General features: G+C 66.6%; 17 protein-coding genes and 1 pseudogene. 5 read left to right on the top strand and 13 right to left on the bottom strand.

Annotation, left to right across the window (positions count from 1 at the left end; all coding sequences use genetic code 11):
• Positions 1-9: 9 nt before the first annotated feature.
• Both WMK75_RS11120 and WMK75_RS11125 read right to left on the bottom strand, forming a co-directional pair.
• Entirely contained in the window at positions 10-1329 is a 1320-nt protein-coding gene (locus WMK75_RS11120; protein WP_347267743.1) for an AAA family ATPase, read from the bottom strand.
• Positions 1326-2075 carry a hypothetical protein gene (locus WMK75_RS11125; RefSeq protein ID WP_347267744.1) on the bottom strand — a complete coding sequence of 250 codons (750 nt, stop codon included), beginning with the start codon at positions 2073-2075 and terminating at the stop codon, positions 1326-1328. The genes WMK75_RS11120 and WMK75_RS11125 overlap by 4 nt, the downstream gene beginning before the upstream one ends.
• 419 nt (positions 2076-2494) lie before the next feature.
• Here WMK75_RS11125 and WMK75_RS11130 point away from each other — a divergent pair, with 419 nt between their 5' ends.
• Positions 2495-2920, top strand: a complete 426-nt coding sequence (locus WMK75_RS11130; protein WP_347267745.1) for a hypothetical protein — start codon at positions 2495-2497, stop codon at positions 2918-2920.
• On the opposite strand, the gene WMK75_RS11135 is transcribed toward WMK75_RS11130, so the two are convergent.
• The 11 genes from WMK75_RS11135 to WMK75_RS11185 all read right to left on the bottom strand — a co-directional run bounded on the left by WMK75_RS11135 (position 2866) and on the right by WMK75_RS11185 (position 9666).
• On the bottom strand, positions 2866-3075 hold the full coding sequence (locus WMK75_RS11135; protein ID WP_347267746.1) for a hypothetical protein: 210 nt from the start codon (positions 3073-3075) through the stop codon (positions 2866-2868). The genes WMK75_RS11130 and WMK75_RS11135 overlap by 55 nt on opposite strands.
• A gap of 10 nt (positions 3076-3085) precedes the next feature.
• The gene (locus WMK75_RS11140; RefSeq protein WP_097031834.1) at positions 3086-3313 is read right to left on the bottom strand and encodes a DUF6511 domain-containing protein; all 228 of its coding nucleotides are present in this window, start codon (positions 3311-3313) and stop codon (positions 3086-3088) included.
• Positions 3314-3453: 140 nt separating this feature from the next.
• Complete coding sequence (locus WMK75_RS11145; RefSeq protein ID WP_347267747.1) at positions 3454-3684, bottom strand: hypothetical protein; 231 nt, start codon at positions 3682-3684, stop codon at positions 3454-3456.
• Positions 3685-3766: 82 nt separating this feature from the next.
• On the bottom strand, positions 3767-4516 hold the full coding sequence (locus tag WMK75_RS11150) for a hypothetical protein (protein WP_347267748.1): 750 nt from the start codon (positions 4514-4516) through the stop codon (positions 3767-3769).
• A gap of 18 nt (positions 4517-4534) precedes the next feature.
• Positions 4535-5392, bottom strand: coding sequence for an ATP-binding protein (locus tag WMK75_RS11155; RefSeq protein ID WP_347267749.1), 858 nt, complete (start codon positions 5390-5392; stop codon positions 4535-4537).
• Positions 5393-5493: 101 nt separating this feature from the next.
• Positions 5494-6012, bottom strand: a complete 519-nt coding sequence (locus WMK75_RS11160) for a hypothetical protein (RefSeq protein ID WP_347267750.1) — start codon at positions 6010-6012, stop codon at positions 5494-5496.
• The gene (locus WMK75_RS11165; protein WP_347267751.1) at positions 6012-6404 is read right to left on the bottom strand and encodes a hypothetical protein; all 393 of its coding nucleotides are present in this window, start codon (positions 6402-6404) and stop codon (positions 6012-6014) included. The genes WMK75_RS11160 and WMK75_RS11165 overlap by 1 nt, the downstream gene beginning before the upstream one ends.
• Complete coding sequence (locus tag WMK75_RS11170; protein ID WP_347267752.1) at positions 6404-6751, bottom strand: hypothetical protein; 348 nt, start codon at positions 6749-6751, stop codon at positions 6404-6406. The genes WMK75_RS11165 and WMK75_RS11170 overlap by 1 nt, the downstream gene beginning before the upstream one ends.
• A 22-nt stretch (positions 6752-6773) precedes the next feature.
• Entirely contained in the window at positions 6774-7367 is a 594-nt protein-coding gene (locus WMK75_RS11175) for a hypothetical protein (RefSeq protein ID WP_347267753.1), read from the bottom strand.
• Between the two features lie 117 nt (positions 7368-7484).
• Positions 7485-8480, bottom strand: a complete 996-nt coding sequence (locus tag WMK75_RS11180) for a hypothetical protein (protein WP_347267754.1) — start codon at positions 8478-8480, stop codon at positions 7485-7487.
• Positions 8428-9666 (bottom strand): hypothetical protein, encoded by a 1239-nt coding sequence (locus tag WMK75_RS11185; protein ID WP_347267755.1) that lies wholly within the window; start codon positions 9664-9666, stop codon positions 8428-8430. Before WMK75_RS11185 ends, WMK75_RS11180 begins: the two co-directional genes overlap by 53 nt.
• Before the next feature lie 461 nt (positions 9667-10127).
• Here WMK75_RS11185 and WMK75_RS11190 point away from each other — a divergent pair, with 461 nt between their 5' ends.
• The 4 genes and pseudogenes from WMK75_RS11190 to WMK75_RS11205 form a co-directional block, all read left to right on the top strand.
• Positions 10128-10583 (top strand): DUF2924 domain-containing protein, encoded by a 456-nt coding sequence (locus WMK75_RS11190; RefSeq protein ID WP_347267756.1) that lies wholly within the window; start codon positions 10128-10130, stop codon positions 10581-10583.
• On the top strand, positions 10580-11902 hold the full coding sequence (locus tag WMK75_RS11195; protein WP_347267757.1) for a recombinase family protein: 1323 nt from the start codon (positions 10580-10582) through the stop codon (positions 11900-11902). Before WMK75_RS11190 ends, WMK75_RS11195 begins: the two co-directional genes overlap by 4 nt.
• Positions 11899-12291, top strand: coding sequence for a hypothetical protein (locus WMK75_RS11200; RefSeq protein ID WP_347267758.1), 393 nt, complete (start codon positions 11899-11901; stop codon positions 12289-12291). Before WMK75_RS11195 ends, WMK75_RS11200 begins: the two co-directional genes overlap by 4 nt.
• 56 nt (positions 12292-12347) lie before the next feature.
• Positions 12348-13423: pseudogene (locus WMK75_RS11205) on the top strand (site-specific DNA-methyltransferase); the annotation flags it as partial.

Here is a 13423-nt window from a genome sequence, read left to right on the forward strand (position 1 = left end):
CGCGCGCCCTCAGGCCAGAAGGACGAGCCCGCGCTCAGCGCGGGTGATGGCGGTATAGAGCCAGCGGCGGCGGTCGATCTCGCTGCGGCCCAGCCCGTCATCCCAGACGATCACATTCTCCCACTGCGACCCTTGCGCCTTGTGGGCGGTGATCGCCCAGCCGAAAGTCGCCTCGGTCAGCTTGCGCTTTTCCCGCCAGTCGCGGTCATGGCGCTTGGCGTCGTAGGAGACGTGATCCTCGAAATGCCCCTTGTAGATGCGCAGCCGCCCGGGGCGGCCGTCGCTGTCGAAGGGGGAGACCCGGCGCCCGTCCTCGTCATGCACCACGGCCGAGAAATAGAGGCTGCCCTCGTCGACAATATCCTCGAGGGTCAGGAACATGCCGTTGATAAGCCCGAGCGAATTGTCGTTCTTGAGGCAGATGATCTTTTCCGCCGCGCCAGTGGGCAAATACGTCCCGCCAAGGCCAGCCGCCGCGCGCATCGCATTGTTGATCTGCAACCGTGTCGCGTTCAGCCCGCAGATCAGCTGCCCGCCGCGCAGCGCCTGTTCCGGCGAAATGTCGCCCTTGCGCATCTTGGCGACATGGGTGTCGTAGGTGCCAAAACCGATGGGCTCTCCCATCCGCGCCATGGTGGCGAGACGGATGATCGCGCTCTCGGCCGCCTGGCGGTGGATCTCGGTCAGCATCACGTCGGGCGTATCGCGGGTGAAGGCGCCTTCGCCCTTGATGGGCGGCAACTGACCCGGATCGCCCAGAACGAGGATCGGTTTGCCAAAACTCATCAGATCGCGCGCCATTTCCTCTCCCACCATCGACACCTCGTCGAGGACGATCAGCCTTGCATCTGCCGCATCGCTCTGCGGGTTCAGGGCGAAGCGGGGATGCTTCATCGCCGAGAGCGCCTGCCGCATGGCCTCGATTGCGGCCTCGGCCGTGGTGCGGTCAAAGCCGGTCAACCGCCGCGCGGCAGTCTCGGCCTCTCGGACCTTCTGCGCTGCGGCCTCGATTTCCGCTTCCGTGGCCTCGATCACAGAATAGATCAGGCTGTGGATGGTGCGCGCAGGCGTGCCTTTGCGGGTCAGCACCAGCGCCGCCTTTCCGGTGAAGGTGGCGGTAACCACACCCGGCACACAGGTGCCGTCCTTCGCGCCGCGGTGGGGCGACAAGCCAAGCTCATCGAGCGCGAACTTCAGCACCGTGCTCTTGCCCGATCCGGCATAGCCAAAGAGCCGGAACACCTGTTGCTGTTCGGTGCGGTTCTCGAACCAGTCGCGGACCTCGGCGATGGCGGCGGCCTGCGCGGCCGATGGGGTAAATTCCGTCATGTCTGCCGCGCCTCCACCGCATAATCCTTCACCACCCCGCCGCGCGCGGGATCGCCCACTTCACATTGGCGCACGTAGATGCGCCGGCCATCGGGCAACTGGCGCCAATGCCCCCGGCGCAGGTGCCAGCGCGGGCTGGCATGACTGCCACCGAGCCGCTCGGATGCTTTGCGAACCCGGACCGGATCGATGGCGACCTGATGCCAGGTCCAGCCACGCACGCCATCCCGCGCGAAGGGTTCGCGCCTGATCGGGGCGATCTGGCGTTCGCTGATGCTCGCTGCCGATGCGAGGATTGCGAGCCCACGCCAGACGATGGCGGCCGCTGCCTGACCGCTTTGTTCCGCAAGCCCTGCATCGCGAAGTGCCGGATTGGTGGCAAACTCGGCGATGCCGCCGTCGGCGATCCGGACATGGGCATGGATATCGGTCCAGCGTCTGGGGTTGCGCCACAGGGCAAGCCAGACCGCCTCGATGCCATCGTCGCGCTGCTGGGCGTAGACGATCTGGCTGCGGATGGTCCGACTGCGTTCGGCCAACTCGAAAATCGTCTCGGGGTGTGGCAAACGTTGCGGACCTTCCGCCAAGCGGCGGGCCAGTGCATCGACGTCGTCGGAATCGAACTGCGCCTGATCGGCGAAGCGCCAGACCGGTGCAAACTCGAACCCTTCGAGCAGGTCCGGCAGCCAGAAGCGCGCGCGATGGGCGCGGACAATCCGCTTGAGATCATAGGCCTCGGGGAACATCGCCGCTCACCCCAGCACCGCTCCGCCCATGCGCAGGGCGCGTGCCACTTGCCACCGGCCATGCCACCCCGGCAGACGACGGCCGTGGGTTCGGTCGCCGTCCGGGGCAACCATTCGCCCGCCTCGGACGCCTGCACGACCCCGACCGCGCGATCCGACATCTCCTGCGCAAGGCGGGCATCGAAGGGCACGAGTTCCGTGTGCAATTCCATCGTGTCGCGGTTTAGCGCGGTAAAGAGCGCCGGGTTGGGCAGGTCCATGTAAGCCTGATAGAGCGCGATCTGGGCGGCGTAGACGGGGCGCGCGATGCTGACGCCGCGCTTGACCACATCCTTCCAGCTCGACGCGCCGAGCGCCTTGTTCTCCCAGAGCGCGGGATAATCCATCGCCACGGGGCCGGAGACAAAGCAGCCGTCGATATGCCCCTTGAACCGGCCCGCCATGGCCGCGAAGCCGAACTGGCGGCCATCGGGGCGTTCGGTGCGCAGGTCGAACCCGGCGATCCGGAACCAGCCCGCGACAATGTCCTCGGCGCGATGGCCTGCATCGAAGATCCGCAGGATGCGCGGTTCGAACTCCTGTCCCTCGTCCTTGGGGACAGCGAGATAGTCGAACTGGATCTGGCGCAGACAGGCGCGCCCGAGCCCCGAGGAACTGACATAGGTGCGGGGGCGCTCGGCGCGATTTCGCGCCGTCAGGGCGCCATCGATCGCGGACGAGACGGCGGCGGCGATCGGCGGTCGCGGTGCGTCTTGGCCATAGAGGCAACCAGAGCCATGGTTCAGGTCGATCATTGGTCACGCTCCCAGAACCCGCCAGCCTGCGCGATGCAGGTCAGCTTGTGATGCTGGGCCTCGGTCAGCCGGGCGCGCGCGCCGAATGTCTCCAGCTTCTGGCGCAGGCTCTCACAGAACTCGACCTCGAAGTCGGTGATGGCATTCGCCGTCGCGGCGGCAAGAAGGTCGGCCCAGGGGGCGGTCTCATTGTTCAGATCGATCATGACGGCCCTCTCAGAACGGAATCGGATCGTCATGGGCGGTGCCGGTCCGCTCCTTGCGCGCGCCCTGCGCCAACATGCTGTCGACATAGCCGGTGACGGCCGCCTCGATCAGCCGGTCGATATCGGCGGCCGTGCGATGGAAGAAAGGCTCCATGAGCCCGAGGTCGGTCAGCGCTTCGGCAAAGAGCGCCCGCGCGTCGCGGATCGCCTGTGCCTCGCGGGCGGTCTTGTCGATCATGCCATTCATCCTTTGGGCGATTGCGCTGCCCACGTCCTGACAGCGGAGCGAGCAGAAGCGGTGATAGGGATAGCGATCATGCTGGAGGCGGTGGACGTAGCCGAAGCCGCGAGCCTCCCGCGTGCAAACGGCGCAGAGCGCTACCCGAGCAAGAAATTCGCGATCGGGTCTTCGGGCGGCCAACCCGCCCGCTGGAGCTTCTCGGTCTGCATCACGATCCAGCGCGAGATCGCGTTGCTGGCCATGGCCTCGAGGTCGCCGAGGGTAAGGCTTGCGATGGGTTGGTGCAGTCTTCCTCGGGCCTCGAGCCATGTTCCGATCTCCAGCGCGGCGACGCGCGTCACATGCGCCTGCCATTCGTCGGGGGTCATGGGCCGGTCTGCCGGCCCATCCCCATCGGGCTCGGCGGCAGGCGACCCTGCGGACCCACCTGACCGCCGCTTTCGCCGCACCTCAGCCATTGAGCCACGCGGGCATCGCCGGGGTGCCCGGTGCTGCGGGTGCCGGTGTTTGGGGCGTGGCCGGTGCAGCTGGTCCGGTCTGTGCGCCCCAGGTCGGAGCGGCCGTCGCAGTGGGCTGCGCTGCCGCGCCCCATGCCGGAGTCGGCGCCTGCCAGCCCGGCGCCGCGACGCTCGCGGCCTTGCGCGGCGGGGCGTTGACGGGTTCCGGCGGGACGGTTTCACCACGCATGACGGCCGTATGCTGCGGCTCGTCGGGCAGAACGACGTTGGCGATGCGGTTCTGGTCGCGGTATTGCGGGTTCGAGGCGGGCTCCACCATGATGCGGGCGGCAAAGACGATGCCGTCGAGATGCTTGAGGCCGGGCAGCACCCGCTTTGCCTTGGTCGCCGGGGTTTCGTCGCGGGGATCGAGCCCGAGGGCACTGTCGACCATGGCGCGAAACGTGGATTTCGAGATCTTCCAGCCGATGGATTGGGCTTTCTCGTCGAGCTTTCCGCCTGCCACAGTGAAGCTCTGCCAGAACTTGCGGCGGGCATGCGGGCCCTCGACCACGGTGAATTCGCAGTCGAGCATCCGCGCATCGCTGGACTGCGAGGCCTTCAGCAGCCCCGCATCCATCGGCGTCGCACCGTTCACCCCGCCGGGGCGGATGGTCAGCCGCACCTTGGCGAAGGTACCGTCGGGGATCAGTTCGCCGATGGGGGCCATCTGCGGCTGGGCGTCGTTCAGATCGTAGCTCATGTCAGTTCCTTTCAGGGATCAGGAGGTGTGGGCTTGTTGGTGAGAGGCGCGGCCGTCGATCCGCGCGAGCAGCGCGCCTAGGTCTGGCGGTTCGGTCAGGTCGAGACGGCCGGAACGGTCCTTGGCGGGAAGGCCCCAGGGATTGCCGGACTTGCAGACAAGGCGGCGGTCGGATGCGGTCTCATCCAGCACCCAGCCGCCTTCGGCATCGCGGGCGAACAGCTGCATCGAAACCACCTGGTCCACGATGCCGGGCAATTCCCGCCCCGCCTTGCTGCCTTCCATCTGCGGCTGCCAGGTGACGGCGGCGAAATCGTCGGTCACCTTTTCCAATACGCCCACGAAGATCACGGTCTTGCCGCGGGTATGCTGCAAATGCTTCAGCGCCTGGATCACCTCGCGGCCCAAGAGCCCATAGGCGCCGCGCACATCCGGCTTGCCGGTGCGGTCCGAGAAGGCTTCCGGCTGCTGGCGGGCATAGGCCATGGCCTGACGGGTCAGATCGGTGATCGAGTCGACGAAGACGATGCGGCGCGATGCCAGGAAGGCTTCGATGCCGCTGTCGCGATGCTGGGCCTGCAACCAGGCATAGCGCTCGGTGCCGTACCAGGACTGCGGATGCTGTGCCGGGTCCGGCCCGCCGATCAGCACGACCAGATCGCGGAAATCGCTGAAGCTGCGCACCGGGATCGACGCCCCGCGCCAGTCCTGCACCGACTTCATCCCGGCCTCGAGGTCGAGGCAGACGGTCTCCTCGGCGGGCAGTGATTTCAGCAGCGTGGTCTTGCCGACGCCGGGCGGGCCGAAGATCGCCAGCGAGGTCTTGTTCTCGGCGGCCGAGAGGCGCTCGTCGGCAGTGATGATACGGAAAGTCATGCTGTTCTCCGAAGGATTGGAAGCTGCGCGGCGGCGGGGGTGACCGGGTGCCGAAGGGGAACCTGCCCGGTGTTGCCGTCCGGGCGTCCCGCCGCCGCGCGTCACCGGTCTCGGGTCTCGAGCCGGAACACGGGTTTGCCGGTGGTCTCGCTGCGGGCGGATGCGAAGCCGTCGCGCACGGCCTCGGGCCAGGCGCTGAACCGGCGCTCGGGCACGCGATAGGCGATCTCGAGATATTCGGTCGGATCGTCGCCGGACTCGCGGATCCGGGTTGCCATCGTGGCCAGCCGATCCTGATCCCAGGTCACCTTCTTGGGCAGATCGGCGATGACGGTGATGCCGGCATCCTCGATCCGCACCGTGCCGCTGGTCTTGCCCTGCGCGGCACGCTCGGCCTCGGTGGCAGCGCCGTAACGCTGACCAATCCCGGTCTCCAGACGGTCCCGCAACCGCTTGACGCGCGCCGTTTCCGCCAGCGCTGCCTCCTGCAGGGCGAGCAGCATCTCGGGCGGCAAGGCAGCGATATCGCCGATGGCGAGGTGGTCGAGATCGTCGAACTTCGGCGCGTTGTCGAGGCGAGTTTCGGCCGATACCTCGGTGCTGGGGAACGGCATGGCCATCAGTGCCCCTCCCGCGTCAGTGCCGCATCGACGGCGCGGTCGGTGCCGACAGCCCCAGCTTCACGGGCCAGACGATGGAGCTTTTCCAGCGCCGAGGATCGCTGGATGGCCGCAGAGAGTTCGGCATTCGCGGCGACGATCGCGATGGCGATATCGTCGACACTCGCGGTCTCGACGGGCAGCGGATCGGTGGCATTGCCGGGACGCCAGGCGGCGGGGATCACCTCCGGCAGATCCTCAAGGCTGCGGAAAGCCTTGCGCAGGCGCGCAAGCGGGCCGTTGGTCTCGGTCATATCGTGGTCTCCGTTGGGGGATGGGGCCGAGTTTCCGGCCAGAAGGAAGTAGAGGGACGGCGGCAGCCGATCCCCGATCCAGGCGAGCATGGCGCGCATCAGGCGGCCTCCTCTGTCGCGATGAGTTGGGTGAACGAGACCGGCGCATGGCGCGGCTTGGTTCGCGCGATGGCGAGATAGGCGAAGCGGTCGGGGCCGACGCGCACCTGCACGAGATGGACCATCGCGGCGTCGAAGGCGCGGTATGCCGCGCTGGCCAGCGCCCCGAGCCGGCGGCGCTCCGGCTCCGGCAGGGTCGAGATCACCGCCGTGGTGTCGATGCCGAGAAAGCCGCGATGGTATTCCAGCCGGTCGCCGGGCACGGCCTGACCGATCCAGGCGCAGAACTCGATGTCGGTGAGCGGCCGGGGCCGGATCGGGGTGAATGCGGTGACGGGCATGAACATGATCTCCTCCTTTCCCCTCTACTCACGCCGCCTTTGATCCGTCCCACCGCGCCCCGAACCCGCGCATGGCGAGATCGAGCCGCAACCGGGCGATGTGGCGGTAGAGGGCGGAGCGGGAGGTGCCGCCGCGACCGACGATCTCGGCGATGGCGCAGGATCCGAGCGCCGCGCAGAGGCTTTGGGCGTCCTCGGGCAGATCGCCCAGCGCACGGGCGAGGTCGTGCCGCAGCTCGGCATCCTCGATCACGCAGACGTCCTGACCGTGCCAAGTGGACAGCCCGTCGGCTTCCGCCAGCAGGCAGCCCAGCGGCTCGGTGGCACCGGCGGCCGGCACGTCCAGCGACAGCATCGTCCCGCCCTGCGCCCGGCGCTGGCGGTGATGACGGATCGAAATCCGCGATGACTGGTTGCGCAGGACGATGTTGGCGAAAGCGCCGAGGCTGCCGCGCCGCGCATCGAAGCCGGGCAAGCGGCAGATCAGATCGACCAGCAGGTCCTGGCGGAGATCGTCGAGATCGGCGGCGGGCAGCACTAGCCTGCGGTGCAGGCGGCGCGCGGCGACGGCGGCCTCGTCGATCAGGGTGGCAAGGTCGGCGGGGGAAATCGGCGGATGCATGTCGTTCGGTCCTGGTCGTTCGTGGTGACCAGCCGAAGATGCAACCTGCTGAAACTATTTATCTCTCGGGCTTCTCCCGAAAACCTCCCGAAAACCTCCCGGTGCCGGAGAACGGATCTAGGCCATGAATCCGATCTCGGCGGCGGCGAGCGTCAGACGGCAGCCGACCTTGGCCTTGGTTTCGATGAATCCGTTCTTCGGAACTGCGGGCAGGCGTGGTTCCTTGCGGAAAACGTCACGCAGGCGATTGATGCTGCGATCGACCTGCTCGGGATTGCCCTCTCGCCCTGTGCTGGCCCGAAGTGCCGCATCAATGCTGCCGCGCAGCACCCAGCCGCCGGCATCCGCCGCCTCTTCGGCCAGCAGGACGAACACATCGAAGTCCCTCGGCTCGACGGCGAGTTCGACGTTCTGGAAGATCACGCGTCGTCCTGTCCGGTCGACGACCAGGCGCGCTTCTGGCACGGCCGGCCCCGACGAGATACGAATCCGGCTGAAGTCCATCGCCAGGGGATTTGCCGCGTCACCCCGCAGCAGGTCTTCGGCAGGCGCCACTGTCATGCGCAGAAGGTCGAGCTGGCGGGCGACAGCGGTGGGCAGATCGCAGCGGCCAAGGCTGACCAGCATGATTGCGGTCTCGGTATCGATGGCCCCACGCACGTGATCCACGATCTCTTGCGCCGTTTCCTCGCGCAGCCGTCGCACGAGACATATCTCGGCCACCCGTCCGTGCCGCGAAGATCGGCCGAGCCGCCACACCCGCGTCGAGATCGGCGTCGGGCCGGGACCCTCCAGACCCGACTGTTCGCGGATCGCACGACAGATCGCGGCGAGATCGATATCGAAGGTCTGGACATCCAGCGCATCGTCATGACGCTCGCAGGCGCCGGTCTCCGGGTCGATGGCGACCAGCGCCTCGTCGACGACCTGCAGGACGGTCGCGCCATCGTCGCGCAGATCCTCGCGCTCAGTCAGGATCCCGAGGTTCCGGAGCGAGCGGATGAGACGCGGATCGTAGGGCAGCAGCTCGGCGGCCCCGACGGCCCGGATCGGATGGCGATCACTCTGCTGCAGCAGCAGCCTGATCAGTCCGGCGGCGTTTGCGGATTTCATTGTCTTCCAGCATTTCGAGAATGAGCCGTTCGTGCGAGTGATCGCGCATGCTGACCGTCCGCGGCGGTCTGATCGTCACCGGCACCACGATTTCGCTGCCGTCCACTTCGATGGTGACGTCGATCTTGGCATGCACGATCCGCACGTCGGCAACCTCGATCTCTGGAGCCAGATCCTTGAGGCGCCTGAGCGCATTCTCGGAATCGCCGAGCGCCAGAAACCACGGCGAGCGACGCAAGCGCCCCGTGGCGGTCAGCTGCGCCTCGTCGATGCGCACTTCCCGCAGGGCGACATGCGTGATGTCGCCATCGGGATCGAAGGCGAACCTGAACCTCTCGCCGCGCCGTTGTAGGGGAGCGAGGGTGTAGAGTTCCTCCTTAGCCGAAGCCTCGAAAATGTCGCCATCTCCGAGAACATGCGCGCCGAAGAGCTTCACCAGCTTCTTGGCGTCGGTTGCGGACTTCGAGCCCACGGAGATCGCGCTTCTGCGCTCGTCGTACTCGATCGTCGATTGCACGATCTCGCGGAACTTCAGCGTATCCTCGGCGCCTTCCTGGTCGACGTTCTTCGTCTCGGGCTTGGAACCGTGCAGGACCAGCACGCGCAGCAGATCGTCCTCTTCGAACCAGCGAACGTCGCAATAATGCCCGTTGTAGCGGCCCGCGAAATGCAGCCGCGCCGCCTCCGCGAACCCATCCTTCACCCCGGCATCGTGGTGCCGAAGTTCGACGTCCTCCCGTTCCGCGTCGCGTTCGAGCTTGGAGGAGTGGGCAAGAAAAGCCGCAGCGCTGAGGGCACGGTCAAAGATCGGACGGTGATCGAGCCAGGTGACCAGCGCCATGAAGCGCGGCGTGAATCGCAGATCGTCAGCGGCACCGTCGATGCGATAGGCCGACAGGACGTCCACCCCGGCTTCCGAGGCGATCTCCTGGATGATCCGGGCGCCGGCATCCGTCGACAGCGTCGAGATGTTGTAGAGGGCGAATTGCAGCTTCGCTGGAAATCGCATGTCGGCTCTGGCGAAGAGGCCGAAGATCGCCTCGCGCCGCTTTCCGTCGTCCTCCGGCAGCCCGTCCCAATCGAAATCGATCTGGCCCAGATAGGGGATCAACAGGCGATAAAGCAGTTCGAGATCGACGGTTCTGGAGAAGGCGCGATCGACGAAATTCCTGATCCTCTTGGCCACGTGAGCTCCTTTCGCCCGGAAATCTTCTCGCTTGCGGTCGCGAACCGGACTGCGCCTCCACGGCCCGCATTACGCTGCCACAGGCGGAAGCAACACGTCCGATTCACCGGGCGAAGGTGAAATCTGTTCCGATTATGTTCTACGCGACGGATCAACCGGGAGTCGAGTCCGATTGGCGCAGTTTGTCGTGGCGTGCCGCCGTGGGACGTTTCGCGCTGCCGGTGAGTAGAGGCCAGAGGAGACGACCGCTCCGAGGCCCGCATGAAACGCCCCAATCCGCTGCCGCCCGACCTGATGACGCCCGCCGAGCGCCGCACCGAGCTGTGCGGCCTGCTGGCGCTCGGCCTGATCCGGTTGCGGGTGCGGGATGGCGGTGAAGTATCTGACGAAACTGGAGAACGTTGCCTACACTATCCGGCCGACCAATGCCGTCATGCAACTCCAACGCACCGGAGAACCGCATGACGACCCACGATCCCATCCCCGCGCGTCTGGCCGCGCTGAAGACCACGCCGACGCCCGACCTGAAGGCGCAGTGGCGCAATCTGTTCGACAGCGAGCCGCCGCCCTTCAACCGGCGCTACCTTGAATCCCGGCTGGCCTATCGCATTCAGGAACTCGCCTATGGCGGGTTGAAGCCGGAAACGATCCGGCGGCTGGAGCGGCTGGGCGAGGAACTGGACGGCGGCGACCGGTCGAGGCGCAGCATCCGCGCGGATCGAGACCGCCCCATTATCGGCACGCGGTTGCTCCGCGAGTGGCAGGGCGTCGAGCAGATCGTCACAGTCACCGCCGACGGCTTCGAATGGCAGGGGCGGCCCTACAAGTCGCTGTCCGCCATCGCCCGCGCCATCACCGGCACGCGCTGGAACGGCTGGGTGTTCTTCGGGCTCAGGAACCACCGGGGACGGACATGACGAAACCGCCGGAGAAATCGAAACTCGTCCGCAAGCTGCGCTGCGCGGTCTACACCCGCAAATCCTCCGAGGAGGGGCTGGAGCAGGAGTTCAACAGCCTGCATGCCCAGCGCGAGGCCTGCGAATCCTACATTGCCAGCCAGCGGTCAGAGGGTTGGGTGCTGGTCCGCGACCAGTATGACGATGGGGGCATCTCGGGCGGCACGCTGGAACGCCCCGGATTGAAGCGGCTGCTGGAGGACATCGAGGACGGGCTGGTCGACGTGGTTGTCGTCTACAAGATCGACCGCCTCAGCCGCTCGCTGGCCGACTTTGCCAAGCTGGTCGAGGTGTTCGACCGAAACGGCGTGACTTTCGTCTCGGTCACGCAGTCCTTCAACACGACCACGTCGATGGGCCGGCTGACGCTTAACATCCTGCTCTCGTTCGCCCAGTTCGAGCGCGAGGTTACTGCCGAGCGCATCCGCGACAAGGTCGCCGCCAGCCGCAAGAAAGGCATGTGGATGGGCGGGGTGCCGCCCTACGGCTATCGCGTCGAGAACCGCAAGCTGGTCATCGACGACGAGCGCGCCGACCACGTCCGCTGGATCTTCGCCCGGTTCGTCGAGATCGGCTCCGCCACGGAGCTTGCGCGGGAGGTCGGCACTCTCGGCATCCGGACGCCGCGCGGCAACCGGATCGACAAGAAATACATCTACCGCATGCTCAGCAACCGCGCCTACATCGGCGAGGCGGTGCACAAGGGCGAGAGCTATCCCGGCGAGCATGACGCCATCATCGACCGCGAGACGTGGGACCGCGTCCATGCGATTCTGCAGGAGAGCCCCCGCAAGCGCGCCGCACGCACCCGTGCCGATACGCCCGCACTGCTGAAGGGGTTGCTCTTCGGCCCCGACGGCGCGGCCTTCTCGCCGACGCACACGCGAAAGGGCGGCAGGCTCTACCGCTACTACGTTAGCCAGACCGTGCTGAAGCACGGTGCGGGGGCCTGCCCCATCGGCCGCGTGCCTGCGGGCGAGATCGAGGCCGCCGTCATCGACCAGTTGCGCGCCGTGTTCCGCCAGCCCGAGATCGTGGCGGGCACATGGAAGGCCGCGCGCATGCAGGATGGCGAGATCACCGAAACCGACGCGCGCGAAGCCCTCCAGCAGCTTGACCCGCTGTGGGACGAACTCTTCCCGGCCGAGCAGACGCGCATCGTCGCCCTGCTGGTCGAGCGGGTCGAGATCGGCACCGAAGGCCTGAATGTCCGCCTGCGCATGGATGGGCTGGCCGGGCTGGCGCGCGAAATCATCACCGACATTGGAGCAGCCGCGTGACCCGCGCCACACCGATCCCCGACACCGTCACCATCCATGTCCCGTTCCGCATCGTGAAGCGCGGCGGGCGCAAGGAGATGGTGCTGCCGGACGGCGTTGCACCGCCCCGAAAGGCGGACAGCACGCTGGTCAAGGCGCTGGCCCGCGCCTTCCGGTGGAAGCGGATGCTGGAGTCGGGCGAGTTCGCGTCGATTTCCGAACTGGCCGAGCGTGAGGGGATTGCCTTCACCTACATGGCGCGGCTGATGCGGTTGTCGCTTCTTTCCCCGGAACTCGTTGACGCCATCATGGACGGCCGCCAGCCCGCGAATGTCACGCTCGCCAAGCTGACGGACCCGTTCCCGACCGACTGGAAAGAGCAGCACGCGCTCTGGTCCGACAAGAACTGATTCGCGCGTGCAAAAAGACAACCGGCGCGATAGGTAATGGAAAACAAGACCTTTTCGTGAGTTCCCGGCCCCCAATGACCGACAAGCCCGATATTTCCGACCTGATCCTGTCCCTGACCCCCGAAGACGGCTCCTCCATCGGCAACGGGGCCATGCTGGCGCTTCTGCGCGAGCATGTGCCCGAGCTTGCCGAGGGCGACTATGCGGCCGCGCGCGATGCCCTGATCGACGAGGGGGTGCTGGGGCGCGGCAGGGGGCGTGGCGGGTCGATCTTCCGTACCGCCGATGACCCGGACGATGAGGATAACGACGAGGACGGCGACGACGATGGGTTCGAACTGACCTTGACCGAGGAAGCCGCGCCGCGCCAGCGACGGACCACCGGCACGAGGAAGGCCGCGCGCAGGCCGGACGGGCCGGTGCAGGTGCTGTCCTACCGCCATGGCGAGACGCGGGTGAACAACCCCGAGGTGGGGATGGTTCATGCCGGCACCGATCCGGATGGCGACAAGACGGTCTGGGCCCATGACCCGCATCTGGATCCGGTGCTGAACTTCGACTCTGCGCGGGCGGGGATCGAGCGGCTGATCGACGACGCGCTGGCCTCGGGCGATCCTGATGCCATGCGCGACGCGCTGCACGAGCTGAAGCGGTTGCAGGCGCCCTATCTGAACTGGACCGGCAAGGCCGAACGGCTGGCCGTCGCGGTCGATACCGTGTCCTTGCATGTCCATGAACGGGTGGACCCGGCGACGATCCTTGCCAATGCGGCACGGCGACTGAAGGGCAAGGATCCGGCGTCGCAATGGCGCCAGCCCGACCTGTTCGCGGCGCCGTTCGAGAACCTGCCGCTGCGCCAGGCGCTGGATTTCTACCATCACGAAAAGGGCTGGTCGAACCGGCTGGTGGCGGGTGACAGCCTGCTGGTGATGAACTCGCTGCTGACCAAGGAGAGCATGGGCGGCAAGGTGCAGATGATCTACATCGACCCGCCCTATGGCATCAAATACGGGTCGAACTTCCAGCCCTTCGTGGGCAAGCGCGACGTGAAGGATCGCTCGGACGACGACCTGACCCAGGAACCCGAGATGATCAAGGCGTTCCGGGACACCTGGGAACTCGGCATCCACTC

The sequence above is a fragment of the Paracoccus sp. (in: a-proteobacteria) genome, from assembly GCF_039808215.1.
Taxonomy (GTDB): Bacteria; Pseudomonadota; Alphaproteobacteria; order Rhodobacterales; family Rhodobacteraceae; genus Paracoccus.

What these genes read in the sequence shown, in the direction of transcription:
- WMK75_RS11120 (WP_347267743.1), bottom strand. Translation starts at nt 1,329, where the DNA reads ATGACGGAATTTACCCCATCGGCCGCGCAGGCCGCCGCCATCGCCGAG.
- WMK75_RS11125 (WP_347267744.1), bottom strand. Translation starts at nt 2,075, where the DNA reads ATGTTCCCCGAGGCCTATGATCTCAAGCGGATTGTCCGCGCCCATCGC.
- WMK75_RS11130 (WP_347267745.1), top strand. Translation starts at nt 2,495, where the DNA reads ATGCCCCTTGAACCGGCCCGCCATGGCCGCGAAGCCGAACTGGCGGCC.
- WMK75_RS11135 (WP_347267746.1), bottom strand. Translation starts at nt 3,075, where the DNA reads ATGATCGATCTGAACAATGAGACCGCCCCCTGGGCCGACCTTCTTGCC.
- WMK75_RS11140 (WP_097031834.1), bottom strand. Translation starts at nt 3,313, where the DNA reads ATGATCGACAAGACCGCCCGCGAGGCACAGGCGATCCGCGACGCGCGG.
- WMK75_RS11145 (WP_347267747.1), bottom strand. Translation starts at nt 3,684, where the DNA reads ATGACCCCCGACGAATGGCAGGCGCATGTGACGCGCGTCGCCGCGCTG.
- WMK75_RS11150 (WP_347267748.1), bottom strand. Translation starts at nt 4,516, where the DNA reads ATGAGCTACGATCTGAACGACGCCCAGCCGCAGATGGCCCCCATCGGC.
- WMK75_RS11155 (WP_347267749.1), bottom strand. Translation starts at nt 5,392, where the DNA reads ATGACTTTCCGTATCATCACTGCCGACGAGCGCCTCTCGGCCGCCGAG.
- WMK75_RS11160 (WP_347267750.1), bottom strand. Translation starts at nt 6,012, where the DNA reads ATGGCCATGCCGTTCCCCAGCACCGAGGTATCGGCCGAAACTCGCCTC.
- WMK75_RS11165 (WP_347267751.1), bottom strand. Translation starts at nt 6,404, where the DNA reads ATGCGCGCCATGCTCGCCTGGATCGGGGATCGGCTGCCGCCGTCCCTC.
- WMK75_RS11170 (WP_347267752.1), bottom strand. Translation starts at nt 6,751, where the DNA reads ATGTTCATGCCCGTCACCGCATTCACCCCGATCCGGCCCCGGCCGCTC.
- WMK75_RS11175 (WP_347267753.1), bottom strand. Translation starts at nt 7,367, where the DNA reads ATGCATCCGCCGATTTCCCCCGCCGACCTTGCCACCCTGATCGACGAG.
- WMK75_RS11180 (WP_347267754.1), bottom strand. Translation starts at nt 8,480, where the DNA reads ATGAAATCCGCAAACGCCGCCGGACTGATCAGGCTGCTGCTGCAGCAG.
- WMK75_RS11190 (WP_347267756.1), top strand. Translation starts at nt 10,128, where the DNA reads ATGACGACCCACGATCCCATCCCCGCGCGTCTGGCCGCGCTGAAGACC.
- WMK75_RS11195 (WP_347267757.1), top strand. Translation starts at nt 10,580, where the DNA reads ATGACGAAACCGCCGGAGAAATCGAAACTCGTCCGCAAGCTGCGCTGC.